Annotated in this window: 12 protein-coding genes and 5 tRNA genes; 12 read left to right on the top strand and 5 right to left on the bottom strand. The window is 59.8% G+C overall.

Features of this window, described 5'->3' with window-relative positions; translation table 11 throughout:
- Positions 1-228: 228 nt before the first annotated feature.
- Positions 229-1,749, top strand: coding sequence for a nucleobase:cation symporter-2 family protein (locus M5B98_RS24115; protein ID WP_085711984.1), 1,521 nt, complete (start codon positions 229-231; stop codon positions 1,747-1,749).
- Positions 1,750-1,872: 123 nt separating this feature from the next.
- On the opposite strand, the gene M5B98_RS24110 is transcribed toward M5B98_RS24115, so the two are convergent.
- The 3 genes from M5B98_RS24110 to M5B98_RS24100 form a co-directional block, all read right to left on the bottom strand.
- A tRNA-Asn gene (locus tag M5B98_RS24110) sits at positions 1,873-1,948 on the bottom strand.
- Positions 1,949-2,018: 70 nt separating this feature from the next.
- A complete protein-coding gene (locus M5B98_RS24105; RefSeq protein ID WP_065257405.1) occupies positions 2,019-2,219 on the bottom strand; it encodes a hypothetical protein in 201 nt (66 codons plus the stop codon).
- A gap of 111 nt (positions 2,220-2,330) precedes the next feature.
- Positions 2,331-3,527: an amino acid aminotransferase gene (locus M5B98_RS24100; RefSeq protein WP_085711985.1), complete on the bottom strand. Its 1,197-nt coding sequence runs from the start codon at positions 3,525-3,527 to the stop codon at positions 2,331-2,333.
- A gap of 336 nt (positions 3,528-3,863) precedes the next feature.
- On the opposite strand from M5B98_RS24100, the gene uvrB reads away from it, so the two are divergent.
- Entirely contained in the window at positions 3,864-5,879 is a 2,016-nt protein-coding gene (gene uvrB, locus M5B98_RS24095; protein WP_248744203.1) for an excinuclease ABC subunit UvrB, read from the top strand.
- A gap of 6 nt (positions 5,880-5,885) precedes the next feature.
- Here the strand turns inward: uvrB and M5B98_RS24090 are convergent, their stop codons facing one another.
- Together M5B98_RS24090 and M5B98_RS24085 are read right to left on the bottom strand one after the other, a co-directional pair.
- Positions 5,886-7,376 (bottom strand): MDR family MFS transporter, encoded by a 1,491-nt coding sequence (locus tag M5B98_RS24090; RefSeq protein ID WP_170931647.1) that lies wholly within the window; start codon positions 7,374-7,376, stop codon positions 5,886-5,888.
- A gap of 49 nt (positions 7,377-7,425) precedes the next feature.
- Positions 7,426-8,475 carry an HlyD family secretion protein gene (locus M5B98_RS24085; protein WP_248744202.1) on the bottom strand — a complete coding sequence of 350 codons (1,050 nt, stop codon included), beginning with the start codon at positions 8,473-8,475 and terminating at the stop codon, positions 7,426-7,428.
- Positions 8,476-8,705: 230 nt separating this feature from the next.
- Between M5B98_RS24085 and gltX the strand changes: the two genes are divergently transcribed.
- The 10 genes from gltX (at position 8,706) to M5B98_RS24035 (ending at position 14,556) form a co-directional block, all read left to right on the top strand.
- Entirely contained in the window at positions 8,706-10,187 is a 1,482-nt protein-coding gene (gltX, locus tag M5B98_RS24080) for a glutamate--tRNA ligase (RefSeq protein ID WP_085711989.1), read from the top strand.
- 202 nt (positions 10,188-10,389) lie between these two features.
- Positions 10,390-10,465, top strand: a tRNA-Ala gene (locus tag M5B98_RS24075).
- 79 nt (positions 10,466-10,544) lie between these two features.
- Positions 10,545-10,620 (top strand) — tRNA-Glu (locus M5B98_RS24070).
- A 53-nt stretch (positions 10,621-10,673) separates the two neighbouring features.
- A tRNA-Ala gene (locus M5B98_RS24065) sits at positions 10,674-10,749 on the top strand.
- A gap of 78 nt (positions 10,750-10,827) precedes the next feature.
- A tRNA-Glu gene (locus M5B98_RS24060) sits at positions 10,828-10,903 on the top strand.
- Between the two features lie 181 nt (positions 10,904-11,084).
- Positions 11,085-11,624, top strand: coding sequence for a TetR/AcrR family transcriptional regulator (locus tag M5B98_RS24055; RefSeq protein ID WP_007956432.1), 540 nt, complete (start codon positions 11,085-11,087; stop codon positions 11,622-11,624).
- Between the two features lie 30 nt (positions 11,625-11,654).
- Complete coding sequence (locus M5B98_RS24050) at positions 11,655-12,488, top strand: alpha/beta fold hydrolase (RefSeq protein ID WP_114882098.1); 834 nt, start codon at positions 11,655-11,657, stop codon at positions 12,486-12,488.
- 47 nt (positions 12,489-12,535) lie between these two features.
- Positions 12,536-12,997: an acyl-CoA thioesterase gene (locus M5B98_RS24045; protein ID WP_248744201.1), complete on the top strand. Its 462-nt coding sequence runs from the start codon at positions 12,536-12,538 to the stop codon at positions 12,995-12,997.
- Between the two features lie 35 nt (positions 12,998-13,032).
- Positions 13,033-13,992 carry a tRNA dihydrouridine synthase gene (locus M5B98_RS24040; protein ID WP_248744200.1) on the top strand — a complete coding sequence of 320 codons (960 nt, stop codon included), beginning with the start codon at positions 13,033-13,035 and terminating at the stop codon, positions 13,990-13,992.
- Positions 13,993-14,112: 120 nt separating this feature from the next.
- A complete protein-coding gene (locus M5B98_RS24035) occupies positions 14,113-14,556 on the top strand; it encodes an Hsp20 family protein (protein ID WP_248744199.1) in 444 nt (147 codons plus the stop codon).
- Positions 14,557-14,602: the final 46 nt, after the last annotated feature.

The following is a 14,602-nucleotide window of genomic DNA, read 5'->3' as shown; positions in this document are numbered from 1 at the left end:
AGCGCGGCCGCACCGTCGGTCGCCATGAACACTTCAGCCTAGGTGGATAAAACGTGGGGGCAGTCAACGATGTGTTGCCGGATTTGTGGAGGGAGGGAAGCAGCGGGATAGAAGGTTGGGTGGCTACCTATCCATAATGTGACTGATAAGTTGTATACAACTCTATGGACATTTGTCACGACTATTGAATACAGTGTGCGCATAACAAAAACCAGGGAACCCCCCACCATGAAAACGCCCCATGTTTCACACCAACGGCCCGAGGACGAAAACCTCGGGGTCGGCGCGAATATGGCTTACGGCCTGCAACATGTTCTGACCATGTATGGCGGTATCGTCGCGGTGCCGCTGATCATCGGTCAGGCTGCCGGGTTGTCGCCGGCGGACATTGGTCTGTTGATTGCTGCTTCATTGTTTGCGGGGGGGCTGGCCACGTTGCTGCAAACCCTGGGTCTACCGTTTTTCGGATGTCAGCTGCCGCTGGTGCAGGGCGTGTCGTTCTCCGGTGTCGCGACCATGGTGGCGATTGTCAGCAGTGGCGGGGAGGGCGGCTTTCAGTCGGTACTCGGGGCGGTGATTGCCGCGTCGTTGATCGGCTTGCTGATCACGCCGGTGTTCTCGCGAATCACCAAGTTCTTTCCACCGCTGGTTACCGGCATCGTGATCACCACCATCGGCCTGACGCTGATGCCGGTGGCCGCACGCTGGGCCATGGGTGGCAACAGTCATGCTCCGGACTTCGGCAGCATGCAGAACATCGGTCTGGCGGCGGTCACGCTGGTGCTGGTGCTGCTGCTGAGCAAGGTCGGCAGCTCCACCATCTCGCGTCTGTCGATCCTGTTGGCGATGGTGATCGGCACGGTGCTGGCGGTGTTCCTTGGCATGGCGGATTTCTCCAGCGTCACCCAAGGGCCAATGTTCGGCTTCCCGACACCGTTCCATTTCGGCATGCCGACTTTCCACTTCGCTGCGATCCTGTCGATGTGCATCGTGGTCATGGTGACGCTGGTGGAAACCTCGGCGGACATCCTGGCAGTCGGTGAAATCATCGGCACCAAGGTCGACTCCAAACGTCTGGGCAACGGCCTGCGGGCGGACATGCTGTCGAGCATGTTTGCACCGATCTTCGGCTCGTTCACCCAGAGTGCCTTCGCCCAGAACGTCGGGCTGGTGGCAGTGACCGGGATCAAGAGCCGTTATGTGGTAGCCACCGGCGGTATCTTTCTGGTGATTCTCGGCCTGCTGCCGTTCATGGGCCGCGTCATCGCAGCAGTGCCGACCTCGGTTCTGGGTGGCGCCGGTATCGTGCTGTTCGGCACCGTGGCGGCGAGCGGCATCCGCACGCTGTCCAAGGTCGATTACCGCAACAACGTCAACCTGATCATCGTCGCGACCTCGATCGGTTTCGGCATGATTCCGATTGCCGCGCCGAACTTCTACGATCACTTCCCGAGCTGGTTCGCGACCATTTTCCATTCGGGCATCAGTTCGTCGGCGATCATGGCGATCCTGCTGAACCTGGCGTTCAACCACTTCACGGCCGGCAACTCGGATCAGCAGTCGGTGTTCGCGGCGGCAGAAGAGCGGACCCTGCGTTATCGGGATCTGGCGGCGCTGCGTGAAGGTGATTACTTCAGCGACGGCAAGCTGCATGACTGCGATGGCAATGAAGTGCCGGTGATCGATCCGGATTCGGATCACGGTCATGGTGCACCGAAAGTGCATGCCAAGAGCAGTGAGCACGTCTGACCGCTGTTTCTGAAACAGAAAAGGGCCGATCGGTTGAGAAACTGATCGGCCCTTTTTATGGCACGCACTTTTTCAACACCCACAAAAAAGCCCCTGAATCTTTCGATTCAGGGGCTCTGTATTTGGCTCCACAACCTGGACTCGAACCAGGGACCCAGTGATTAACAGTCACTTGCTCTACCAACTGAGCTATTGCGGAATTGGTGCGTATGTTACTGATTTAAAAAGACTAGTCAAGCTTTGCCGGATATTTTTTTGCTGAACGGTTTTCAGCCACCGAATGTAAAGGTGCCCATCAGCAGTTTGGCGTACAACGCTGTGGCCGCCAGTTGCACCAGCCAAAGGGCCAGTCCACCGAGAAACACGCCGGCCGCCACTTGCAGTACCAGGCTCTTTTCGCGTTTGCCCGAGGTGCGGGGCGGATAATAGTCCAGCTCATCGCGGTCGGCGCGCAGGTCATCGTTTTTCATGGAGGCTCTCTGAAATATCGTTTGTGTGCAGTCTAGGGGGTGTTGTGACTTTTCTTCAGACAAATAAAAACGGGAAGCCCGAAAGCTTCCCGTTTTCAGTACTGCGCCGGATCAGATGACCTGAACGATGGCGTCCGTCACGACTTCGATGTTGCTCTGGTTCAACGCGGCGACGCAGATGCGGCCGGTGTCCAGGGCATAGATGCCGAACTCGTTGCGCAGACGGTGAACCTGCTCGGTGGTCAGGCCGGAGTAGGAGAACATGCCGCGCTGACGGCCGACGAAGCTGAAGTCACGCTGCGGAGCTTTCTTCGCCAGCAGAGCAACCATCTGCTCGCGCATGCCGCGAATGCGCAGGCGCATTTCAGCCAGTTCGGCCTCCCACTGGGCGCGCAGTTCCGGGCTGTTCAACACAGCGGCGACAACGCTTGCACCGTGAGTCGGCGGGTTGGAGTAGTTGGTGCGGATCACGCGCTTGACCTGCGACAGAACGCGGGCGCTTTCTTCTTTCGATTCGCTGACGATCGACAGCGCGCCGACGCGCTCGCCGTACAGCGAGAACGACTTGGAGAACGAGCTCGACACGAAGAAGGTCAGGCCGGACTCGGCGAACAGACGCACGGCGGCGGCGTCTTCGGCGATGCCGTCACCGAAACCCTGGTAAGCCATGTCGAGGAACGGCACGTGACCTTTGGCTTTCACAGCTTCCAGCACGTTGTTCCAGTCCGCCGGGCTCAAGTCGACGCCGGTCGGGTTGTGGCAGCAAGCGTGCAGCACGATGATCGAGCCGTTCGGCAGGGCGTTGAGGTCTTCGAGCAGGCCGGCACGGTTCACGTCGTGGGTGGCGGCGTCGTAGTAACGGTAGTTCTGCACCGGGAAACCGGCGGTTTCGAACAGCGCGCGGTGGTTTTCCCAGCTCGGGTCGCTGATCGCCACAACGGCGTTCGGCAGCAGTTGCTTGAGGAAGTCGGCACCGATTTTCAGTGCGCCGGTGCCGCCGACGGCCTGAGTGGTGACCACGCGGCCAGCGGCCAGCAGTGGCGAATCATTGCCGAACAGCAGCTTTTGCACAGCCTGATCGTAAGCAGCGATGCCGTCGATCGGCAGGTAGCCACGGGAGGCATGCTGAGCCGCGCGAATGGTTTCGGCTTCGATAACGGCGCGCAGGAGTGGAATTCGCCCCTCTTCGTTGCAGTACACACCCACCCCGAGGTTGACCTTATTGGTCCGGGTATCGGCGTTGAATGCTTCGTTGAGGCCCAGGATTGGATCGCGGGGTGCCATTTCGACAGCGGAGAACAGGCTCATTTTTACGGCAGCTCTAATGGAGAGTGGAGGGACGTGTGGCGCTCCAGCCGAATGCACTAGAGCGGTGCACAAACGGGGAGCTAGTATAGAGGCCATCATCGATCAATGGCGACAGGCGATTCGGGTTTTCAGGTAAGTTTTTCCGATTATTTCTCGACCGTTAGTCGAATGGACTTGTCGGAGACTTTACCGGATGTAGGACGTTTGCCTTGAAAGGCGAGGCAATCGGCTCCACATTCAGCACAATCTTCGTTTTTCCTTGCGCGACATCGGTCGTTTGCGGTCTTTCTCGTGGTGCTGCGGTTTGTCGCCAGCGTCGCGATTCCAGAGGTGTTTATGTCTGAATTCCAGCTCGTCACCCGATTCGACCCTGCCGGCGATCAGCCTGAAGCTATTCGCCAGATGGTCGAGGGCATTGAAGCCGGGCTGGCGCACCAGACCCTGCTCGGTGTGACCGGTTCGGGCAAGACCTTCAGCATCGCCAACGTGATTGCCCAGGTGCAGCGTCCGACCCTGGTGCTGGCGCCGAACAAGACCCTGGCCGCGCAGTTATACGGCGAGTTCAAGTCGTTCTTCCCGAACAACGCGGTCGAATACTTCGTTTCCTACTACGACTACTACCAGCCGGAAGCCTATGTGCCGTCGTCCGACACCTTCATCGAGAAGGATGCGTCGATCAACGACCACATCGAGCAGATGCGTCTGTCCGCGACCAAGGCATTGCTGGAGCGCAAGGACGCGATCATCGTTACGACCGTGTCGTGCATCTACGGTCTGGGCAGCCCGGAAACCTATTTGAAAATGGTGTTGCACGTCGATCGCGGCGACAAGCTCGATCAGCGTGCGCTGGTGCGGCGTCTGGCGGACCTGCAATACACCCGCAACGACATGGATTTCGCCCGTGCCACGTTCCGCGTGCGCGGCGATGTGATCGACATCTATCCGGCCGAATCCGATCTTGAAGCGATCCGCATCGAGCTGTTCGATGACGAAGTGGAGAGCATTTCCGCGTTCGACCCGCTGACCGGCGAAGTCATCCGCAAGCTGCCGCGCTTCACCTTCTACCCGAAAAGCCACTACGTGACGCCCCGGGAAACCCTGCTCGATGCCATCGAAGGGATCAAGGTCGAGTTGCAGGAACGTCTGGAATACCTGCGCAACAACAACAAACTGGTCGAAGCCCAGCGTCTGGAGCAGCGAACCCGGTTCGACCTGGAGATGATCCTCGAACTCGGCTACTGCAACGGCATCGAAAACTACTCGCGCTACCTGTCCGGACGCCCGGCCGGCGCGGCTCCGCCAACCCTCTACGACTACCTGCCGGCCGACGCCTTGCTGGTGATCGACGAATCCCACGTCAGCGTGCCGCAAGTCGGCGCAATGTATAAAGGCGACCGTTCACGTAAAGAAACGCTGGTGGAATACGGCTTCCGCCTGCCATCGGCGCTGGACAACCGGCCAATGCGTTTCGACGAGTGGGAAGGGGTGAGCCCGCAGACGATTTTCGTCTCCGCTACGCCCGGCAACTACGAAGCCGAACACGCCGGACGAGTGATCGAGCAAGTCGTACGCCCGACCGGTCTGGTCGACCCGCAGGTTGAAGTGCGCCCGGCGCTGACCCAGGTTGACGATCTGCTTTCGGAAATCACCAAGCGTGTGGCGATGGAAGAACGGGTGCTGGTCACCACGCTGACCAAGCGCATGGCCGAGGACCTGACCGATTACCTCGCCGATCACGGCGTGCGCGTGCGTTATCTGCACTCGGACATCGACACCGTCGAACGGGTGGAAATCATCCGCGACCTGCGCCTCGGCACGTTCGATGTACTGGTGGGGATCAACCTGCTGCGTGAAGGTCTGGACATGCCGGAAGTGTCACTGGTGGCGATTCTCGATGCGGACAAGGAAGGCTTTCTGCGTTCCGAGCGTTCGTTGATCCAGACCATTGGCCGTGCGGCACGTAACCTCAATGGCCGGGCGATTCTCTACGCGGATCGCATCACCGGTTCGATGGAGCGCGCCATCGGCGAGACCGAGCGCCGTCGTGACAAACAGATCGCCTTCAACCTGGCCAACGGCATCACGCCGAAGGGCGTGTTCAAGGACGTCGCCGACATCATGGAAGGCGCCACCGTGCCCGGCTCGCGCAGCAAGAAGCGCAAGGGCATGGCCAAGGCCGCCGAAGAAAACGCCAAGTACGAAGCCGAATTGCGCTCGCCAAGCGAGATCACCAAGCGCATCCGCCAACTGGAAGAGAAGATGTACCAGTTGGCCCGCGATCTGGAATTCGAAGCGGCGGCGCAGATGCGCGACGAGATTGCCAAAATGCGCGAGCGCCTTTTGGCAGTCTGATTCGAGTCAGTGTGCCTCGCCGGCCTTCAGGCCGGCGGGCAGCTTCTTGGTCAGCAAGATTGCCAACATGCTGATCCCCAGCGCAATCCCGACAAAATGAAACGCATCGTTGTAGGCCATGATCAGCGCCTGCTGATGGACGATGTCACTCAATTTCCCCAGCGCCGCCGTGTCACTGCCAAAGCGATCGGTCATCGACGCCAGGCGTTCGGCCACCTGCGGATTGGTCGGCACCACTGCTTCACGCAGGTAATCGAAATAGGTCTTGGTGCGCGCATCCAGCAGCGTCGCGAGCAGGGCGATGCCGATGGCGCCGCCGAGGTTGCGCAGGATGTTGAACAGGCTCGACGCCGACCCCGCATCCTGCGGCAGGATATAAGCCGTGGCGATCAGCGAAATGGTCACCATGATCAACGGCTGGCCGAGGGCGCGGATGATCTGGATCTGGTTGAACTGCGGTCCGGCAAAGTCCGGGTTGAGCACGCCGGATGAGAAACTCGCCAGCCCGAACAGTCCGAACCCCAAAGTACACAGCCATTTGGGCGAGACGAACTTCATCAGCTTCGGCACCAGCGGAATCAGGAACAGCTGCGGCACACCCATCCACATGATCACTTCGCCGATCTGCAAGGCGTTGTAATTCTGGATCTGCGCCAGGTACAGCGGCAGCAGGTAGATCGAACCGTAGAGGCCCACGCCCATGCCCAGGCTGGAAATACTCGACAGCCCGAAGTTGCGATTGCGCAGGATACCGAGGTTGATCAGCGGGTTGGGCTTGGAGATCTGCACGATCACGAAGGTGATCAGGCTCAGCAGGGCGATGCTGCCCAGCGTCACGATCAGGCTCGATTCCAGCCAGTCCTTGCGATGACCTTCTTCAAGAAACACCTGCAAGCAACCCAGGCCGATGCCCAGCGTCAGGATGCCGGTGTAATCGGTGCTTTTCAGCAGTTCCCAGTGCGCTTCTTTTTTCTCCAGGCCGTACATCAGCCCGGCGATCATGATCAGTCCCGGCGGCACGTTGATATAGAAGATGTACTCCCAGCCCCAGTTTTCCGTAAGCCAGCCACCGAGGGTGGGGCCGATGGAGGGGGCGAAAGTGGCGGTCATGGCGAACATCGCCATGCCTTTGGCGCGGTGGTGTTCGGGGAGTTTGATCAGGGTCAGGGTGAAGGCCAGCGGAATCAGCGCGCCGCCGGTGAAGCCCTGCATGGCGCGAAACACGATCATGCTGTCGAGGCTCCAGGCCATCGAACACAGCAACGACGAAATCAGAAACCCCAGCGAGACCCACACCGCCAGCCGTCGCGCCGAAAGCAGCTGCACCAGCCACGCGGTCAGCGGGATCATGATGATTTCCGCCACCAGGTACGAGGTGGAAATCCATGAGCCTTCTTCCAGGGTCGCCGACAGTGCGCCTTGAATGTCCTTGAGCGACGAGTTGGTGATCTGAATGTCGAGCACCGCCATGAACGCGCCAAGCATGACACTCATCACCGCGATCCAGTCCCGCCGGGTCGGTTCGCCGACCGGGCGGATCAGTTGATCACCGGCCATTGTCTGGGGCGTCTTTGATGTTCACGGTGGCGGTGACCGACATGCCCGGACGGATCTTGCCGTGCAGCGGGTTATCGGCTTTGAAAGTCAGTTTGACCGGAATCCGCTGCACGACTTTGGTGAAGTTGCCGGTGGCATTGTCCGGCGGCAACAGGCTGAACTGCGCGCCGGAAGCCGCGAACAGGCTGTCGACCCGGGCTTCGATCGGTGTATCGCCATAAGCGTCGAAGACCAGCTCGGCCTTCTGGCCCGGTTGCATGTGGCCGATCTGGGTTTCCTTGAAGTTGGCCTGCACCCAGATGTCTTCGTCCGGAACGATCGACAGCAGGTACGCGCCGGCCTGAACAATCTGGCCATTGCGTGCGGCGCGCTGGCCGACGAGGCCGCTGATCGGTGCGTGGATTTCGCTGCGGGTCAGGTTCAGTTCGGCCTGGGCGAGGTCGGCGCGGGCGTTGGCGATCTGCGCGTCGAGGCGCTTGATTTCGGCATTCAGTGCGCTGACCTGCTGGCGCTGGCTTTGCGCATCGGCCTGGGCCTTGGCCACTTGCGAGCGGGCGATGTGGTTGTCGGCGGAGAGGGTGGTGACCCGCTCCTCGGAAACGAAGCCGGGTTTGCGCAGGGCTTCTGCGCGGGACAGATCGATCTGCGAACGGCCCAGTGTCGCTTGCGTGGTTGCCACTTGCGCTTCGCTGGCGGCGATCAGGCTGGATTGTTGAGTCAGTTTGCTCTGGGCCTGCAGGCGCTCGGCTTCACGGGTGGCGAGGGCGGCATTGGCGCGATCGACGGCGAGGCGGAAGTCGTCGCCTTCGAGACGCACCAGCAACTGGCCTTTTTCCACGTGCTGGTTGTCCTGCACCAGGACTTCGTCGATGCGCGCGCTCAACTGGCTCGACACGCGGGTGATCTCGCTCTGGACATAGGCGTTGTCGGTGCTTTCATAAAAGCGCCCCTTGAAAAACCAATGAGCGAAAAAGCCCCCGGCAATCAGCAGGACGAGCAGCAGGAAAATGAACAGGCGACGCTTGAGTTGGGCAGGCATGGGCAAACTGTAGTCGAGGAATTGTAAGGAAAGTTATCAGCAGGCGAATCTGGCATACAGCCGATGAACGGTAAATGCCGTCTGCTGATATTCAGCCATTCACCACGGCCTACGGGCGTTACAGACGCAAAATTGGCTTAAATGCCCTGCCCGCTGGAGCGGGGCGGGTGTCGCCTGTTACCATTCGCCGCTTGATTGTTCTTTGCTTTTCATTCTTTTCGAGACATGCCATGACCACCGTCCGCACTCGCATCGCGCCATCGCCTACCGGGGATCCCCACGTAGGTACCGCTTACATCGCATTGTTCAACTACTGCTTTGCCAAGCAGCACGGCGGTGAGTTCATCCTGCGCATTGAAGACACCGATCAACTGCGTTCGACCCGCGAGTCCGAACAGCAGATCTTCGACGCTCTGCGCTGGCTCGGCATCGACTGGAGCGAAGGCCCGGACGTCGGCGGACCGCACGGTCCTTATCGCCAGAGCGAACGCGGCGACATCTATCAGAAGTACTGCCAGCAACTGGTCGACATGGGCCACGCTTTCCCGTGCTTCTGCACCGCTGAAGAACTGGACCAGATGCGCGCCGAGCAAATGGCGCGCGGCGAAACCCCGCGTTACGACGGCCGTGCACTGTTGCTGTCCAAGGAAGAAGTCGCGCGCCGCCTGGCTGCCGGCGAGCCGCATGTGATCCGCATGAAAGTGCCGACCGAAGGCGTCTGCGTGGTGCCGGACATGCTGCGTGGCGATGTCGAGATCCCGTGGGATCGCATGGACATGCAAGTGCTGATGAAGACCGACGGTCTGCCGACGTACTTCCTGGCCAACGTGGTCGACGACCATCTGATGGGCATCACCCACGTGTTGCGCGGTGAAGAATGGCTGCCATCGGCGCCGAAGCTGATCCTGCTCTACGAATACTTCGGTTGGGAACAACCGGAGCTGTGCTACATGCCGCTGCTGCGTAACCCGGACAAGAGCAAGCTGTCCAAGCGCAAGAACCCGACCTCGGTGACGTTCTACGAGCGCATGGGCTTCATGCCGGAAGCGATGCTCAACTACCTGGGCCGCATGGGCTGGTCGATGCCGGACGAGCGCGAGAAGTTCTCGCTGCAGGAAATGGTCGACAACTTCGACCTCAAGCGCGTGTCGCTGGGCGGGCCGATTTTCGACATCGAGAAACTGTCGTGGCTCAACGGCCAGTGGCTGCGTGACCTGCCGGTGGAAGAGTTCGCCGCTCGCGTACAGAAGTGGGCGTTCAACTCCGAATACATGATGAAGATCGCGCCGCACGTTCAGGGCCGCGTTGAAACCTTCAGCCAGGTCGCACCGCTGGCCGGGTTCTTCTTCGCCGGTGGCGTCAATCCGGATGCCAAGCTGTTCGAGTCGAAAAAGCTCTCGGGTGATCAGGTTCGTCAACTGATGCAGTTGATCCTGTGGAAACTGGAAAGCCTGCGTCAGTGGGAGAAGGACAGCATCACCGCGACGATTCAGGCGGTGGTCGAATCTCTCGAGCTGAAGCTGCGTGATGCGATGCCGTTGATGTTTGCGGCGATTACCGGTCAGGCGAGCTCGGTATCGGTGCTCGATGCGATGGAAATCCTCGGGCCGGACCTGACCCGTTTCCGTCTGCGCCAGGCGATTGACCTGCTGGGCGGCGTGTCGAAGAAAGAAAACAAAGAGTGGGAAAAGCTGTTGGGCGCTATCGCCTGATTGCGTTTGACTCTGCAGGACGCGCCGCAGGCCAGGATCTTTTGATCCCGTCCTTCGGCGTTTTCCCCCGAATTTACGGGGGGAGGGCGGTAAGTGATTGTTATGCCGACAAAAAATTTTGAAATTTTTCAAAAATAAGTTTGACAGGCTTTCGATACGCCCTTAAGATTCGCCCCGTCCTCAGCGATGACATCAACGATGAGGGGCTATAGCTCAGCTGGGAGAGCGCTTGCATGGCATGCAAGAGGTCGACGGTTCGATCCCGTCTAGCTCCACCAATTTACACTTCGAAGCCTGGCCACACCGGCTTCGAAGCGATCAACACTCAGCGTTGATCAGTTGTATAGAAGGGTTTGCGTCCCCTTCGTCTAGTGGCCTAGGACACCGCCCTTTCACGGCGGTAACAGGGGTTCGAGTCCCCTAGGGGACGCCAGTTTTACAGAAGCGATGTTACAAGTAGTCGCTCCGCCGCGAGGCGAAAAATCCGGGGCTATAGCTCAGCTGGGAGAGCGCCTGCATGGCATGCAGGAGGTCAGCGGTTCGATCCCGCTTAGCTCCACCAATTTACAGTTCAAGGTCTGGCCACACCGGCCTTGAATCGATCAGATCTCAGCACTGATCAGTTGTATAGAAGGTTTGTGTCCCCTTCGTCTAGTGGCCTAGGACACCGCCCTTTCACGGCGGTAACAGGGGTTCGAGTCCCCTAGGGGACGCCACGATTACCCGCCTTGCGGGATTTATAAGGGTCATTCAATTATTGAATGGCCCTTTTGTTTGTCTGGCGTTTAGCCAAATCTCCTTTTTCCTTAAACTGTGCTTCAGACCAGCGGTCATATTTTCGACTTGCAGAATATTATTATGAGAATAATATTCTAATCGTAATATTCGGAGGCAACGATGAACGACAAAAAAGCTCAAACCCGCGAACGCATCCTCAAGGCTGCCAGCGCCGCACTGATCCAGCGTGGCCCGGCCGAGCCGAGCGTGGGTGAAGTGATGGGCGCCGCCGGCCTGACTGTCGGTGGCTTCTATGCGCACTTCGAAAGCAAGGACGCAATGATGCTTGAGGCGTTCAAACAGTTGCTGGGTCGTCGCCGCGACCTGATTGCCGACATGGACTCCGAATTGACCGGCGAAGAACGTCGCGCCCTGGTCGCTGCGTTCTACCTGTCGCGCAAGCACCGTGATTCCAGTGATTCGGCCTGCCCGATTCCGGCTTCCATCGGTGAGCTGGGGCGATTGCCGGAAGAGTTCCGCATTGCGCTGAACGAGCACCTGGAACTGATGATCGCGCAGTTGGCTTCAAGCCCTGAAGACATCGATAAAGCGTTGGCCGACGTGGCCCTGATGGTAGGTGGTCTGGCGCTCTCAAGGGCGTTGGGGCCTGGTGATTTGTCCGATCGATTGCTGCGCGCTGCCAAATCGGCGGTGCGTTGACCTGAAGGCAGCGAGCCTGAGGAGAGAGCGATGAGCACGTTGAAGTGGGTTCGCGGCGTTAATGGCACCTTGGGCTGGTTTGCACCGAAGCTGGTGGCAAGCAAAATGCGGTTGGCATTCATGACGCCCCGCGCAAATTCACCGCGGGATTGGGAATTGCCGCTGCTGGCGAAATCCGAGCGCATCACCTTGCGTTTCGGCCTCTCTGCGCTGCGCTGGGGGCAGGGCCCGACGGTTCTGTTGATGCACGGTTGGGAAGGGCGGCCGACCCAGTTTGCCGCGCTGATCACGGCGCTGGTCGAATCCGGTTACACCGTGGTCGCTCTCGACGGTCCGGCCCACGGTCGTTCACCGGGACGCGAAGCCAACGTCGTACTGTTTGCCCGGGCCATGCTCGAAGCCGCCGCTGAGTTACCTCCGCTGCAAGCGGTCATCGGTCACTCCATGGGTGGCGCCAGCGCCATGCTCGCAGTGCAATTGGGGTTGCGCACCGAAACCCTGGTCAGCATTGCCGCACCGGCCCGAATTCTAGGCGTATTGCGCGGGTTTGCCCGCTACGTCGGCATGCCACCGAGAGCTCGTTCTGCCTTCATCCGCCAGGTTGAACAGGACGTCGGCATGCGCGCCGCGACCCTCGATGTCGCTCACTATCAACTGGATATGCCAGGCCTGATCGTGCATGCCGAAGACGACACGTTCGTCTCGGTCAAGGAGTCCCAACTGATTCACGAATCCTGGTTCGACAGCCGACTGCTGCGCCTGGAAGCCGGCGGCCACCAGCGCGTGCTGGCCGACCCTCGGGTGATTGATGGCGTGTTATCACTGCTGGCCGGGCGCAGCCTTCAGGCGCGGCAATCGGCGTAGTCATCCGCTACACTGCCCCGGTTGAATCATTTGACCGGGAGTAGGGCATGGGCTGGGATCGGGCAACGCCGTTTACCATTGATCTGCAAGTGGGCGCCGAGGACATCGACGGGCTGGGGCACGCGAACAACGCGGTCTATGTGTCCTGGCTCGAACGCTGCGCCTGGCGCCACTCGCAGCGGCTGGGGCTGGATCTGGTCGAGTATCGTCGTCTGGATCGGGCGATGGCGGTAGTGCGGCACGAAATCGATTATCTGGCGGCCGCCTACGAAGGTGACGAACTGCAATTGGCGACCTGGATCGTCGACTGGGATCAGCGCCTGAAAATGACCCGTCACTTCCAGCTGATGCGCCCCAGCGACAACACCACGCTGCTGCGCGCCCAGACCACCTTCGTCTGCATCGAGCTGTCCACCGGCAGACCCAAGCGCATGCCCGCCGAGTTCATTGAAGGTTACGGCCCGGCCATCCAGACAGCGGACATGGGTTTAACCCGCGAAACCCAGTAAACTGCCGCACGTTTTTCCTTGAGTGTGTGTTTCCCATGCAAATTGCTCTGGCGCCGATGGAAGGGTTGGTCGACGACATCCTGCGCGATGTCCTGACCCGTGTCGGCGGTATTGACTGGTGCGTGACCGAGTTCATCCGCGTCAACGACCAGTTGCTGACCCCGGCCTATTTTCACAAGTTCGGCCCTGAACTGCTCAACGGTGCCCGCACCGCTTCCGGCGTGCCGCTGCGCGTGCAATTGCTGGGTTCCGACCCGGTGTGCCTGGCGGAAAACGCTGCGCTGGCCTGCGAATTGGGCTCTGAAGTGATCGATCTGAACTTCGGTTGCCCGGCGAAAACCGTCAACAAATCCCGTGGTGGCGCGGTTTTGCTCAAGGAACCGGAGCTGCTCAACCAGATCGTCGAACACGTGCGACGTGCCGTGCCGGCGCACATTCCGGTGACCGCCAAGATGCGCCTGGGTTTCGATAGTCCGGACGGCTCGCTGGTCTGCGCCACGGCGCTGGCCGAGGGCGGCGCCGAGCATATCGTGGTTCATGCCCGGACCAAGATGGACGGCTACAAGCCGCCGGCGCATTGGGAGTGGATCCCGCGCGTTCAGGACGTAGTCAAGGTGCCGGTGTTCGCCAATGGCGACATCTGGAGCGTTGAAGACTGGCGCCGTTGCCGGGAAATCAGCGGTGTCGAAGACATCATGCTCGGTCGTGGTCTGGTTTCGCGCCCCGATCTGGCCAAACAGATCGCTGCTGCCCGTGCCGGCGAGGAAGTCGTCGAGATGACCTGGAGCGAGCTGATACCACTGATCCAGGACTTCTGGCTGCAAGCCAAGGCGCAGATGACTGCGCGCCAATCGCCGGGCCGTTTGAAGCAATGGCTGGCGATGTTGACCCGCAACTATCCCGAGGCCACCGAGCTGTTTACCGTGCTTCGCCGCGAAACCGAGCCGGACCAGGTCTCGCGTTTGCTGGGTTTGCCGGTCGCTGAAGCCGCCTGAAAAAATCTTCGAATAATCTCTTGAAAACAAAACGCAGGTCCCTATCTAAGGGTTACGCGATGCCGAATTCGGGTCGCGGAGACAAAAAACCTTGCTGATTGTTTTCAGGAGATTTGAACCATGAGTACTGCATTTTCCCTCGCTCCACTGTTTCGTTCCTCGGTAGGTTTCGACCGTTTCAACGACCTGTTCGAAACCGCCCTGCGTAACGAGCCAGGCAGCACCTATCCGCCTTACAACGTCGAAAAACACGGTGACGATCAATACCGCATCGTCGTGGCGGCGGCCGGTTTTAAGGAAGAAGACCTGGAGCTGCAAGTCGAGAAAGGCGTGCTGACCATCAGTGGCGGCAAGCGTGACGCCAACGAAGGTGTCACATTCCTGCACCAGGGCATCGCCCAGCGTGCATTCAAGCTGTCCTTCCGTCTGGCCGATCACATCGAGATCAAGGCCGCCGGCCTGAGCAACGGTCTGCTGAGTATCGATCTGTTGCGCGTGATCCCGGAAGAAGCGAAAGCCAAACGCATCCCGATCAACGGGACGCAGAAGCCGGCTCTGCAATAAGCCGCCCGACAAGAGGGGCGCCGAAAGGCGCCCTTTTTTGTGCCTG

Source organism: Pseudomonas sp. MWU12-3088 (assembly GCF_023242405.1).
Taxonomy (GTDB): domain Bacteria; phylum Pseudomonadota; class Gammaproteobacteria; order Pseudomonadales; family Pseudomonadaceae; genus Aquipseudomonas; species Aquipseudomonas kribbensis.
The sequence above is the reverse complement of the archived record's forward strand: the minus strand, read 5'-3'. Positions and strand labels throughout refer to the sequence as shown.

Excerpts from the sequence above, each read along its gene's own strand:
- M5B98_RS24115 (WP_085711984.1), top strand. The coding sequence starts at position 229 with ATGAAAACGCCCCATGTTTCACACCAACGGCCCGAGGACGAAAACCTC.
- M5B98_RS24105 (WP_065257405.1), bottom strand. The coding sequence starts at position 2,219 with ATGAAAAACGATGACCTGCGCGCCGACCGCGATGAGCTGGACTATTAT.
- M5B98_RS24100 (WP_085711985.1), bottom strand. The coding sequence starts at position 3,527 with ATGAGCCTGTTCTCCGCTGTCGAAATGGCACCCCGCGATCCAATCCTG.
- uvrB (WP_248744203.1), top strand. The coding sequence starts at position 3,864 with ATGTCTGAATTCCAGCTCGTCACCCGATTCGACCCTGCCGGCGATCAG.
- M5B98_RS24085 (WP_248744202.1), bottom strand. The coding sequence starts at position 8,475 with ATGCCTGCCCAACTCAAGCGTCGCCTGTTCATTTTCCTGCTGCTCGTC.
- gltX (WP_085711989.1), top strand. The coding sequence starts at position 8,706 with ATGACCACCGTCCGCACTCGCATCGCGCCATCGCCTACCGGGGATCCC.
- M5B98_RS24055 (WP_007956432.1), top strand. The coding sequence starts at position 11,085 with ATGAACGACAAAAAAGCTCAAACCCGCGAACGCATCCTCAAGGCTGCC.
- M5B98_RS24050 (WP_114882098.1), top strand. The coding sequence starts at position 11,655 with ATGAGCACGTTGAAGTGGGTTCGCGGCGTTAATGGCACCTTGGGCTGG.
- M5B98_RS24045 (WP_248744201.1), top strand. The coding sequence starts at position 12,536 with ATGGGCTGGGATCGGGCAACGCCGTTTACCATTGATCTGCAAGTGGGC.
- M5B98_RS24040 (WP_248744200.1), top strand. The coding sequence starts at position 13,033 with ATGCAAATTGCTCTGGCGCCGATGGAAGGGTTGGTCGACGACATCCTG.
- M5B98_RS24035 (WP_248744199.1), top strand. The coding sequence starts at position 14,113 with ATGAGTACTGCATTTTCCCTCGCTCCACTGTTTCGTTCCTCGGTAGGT.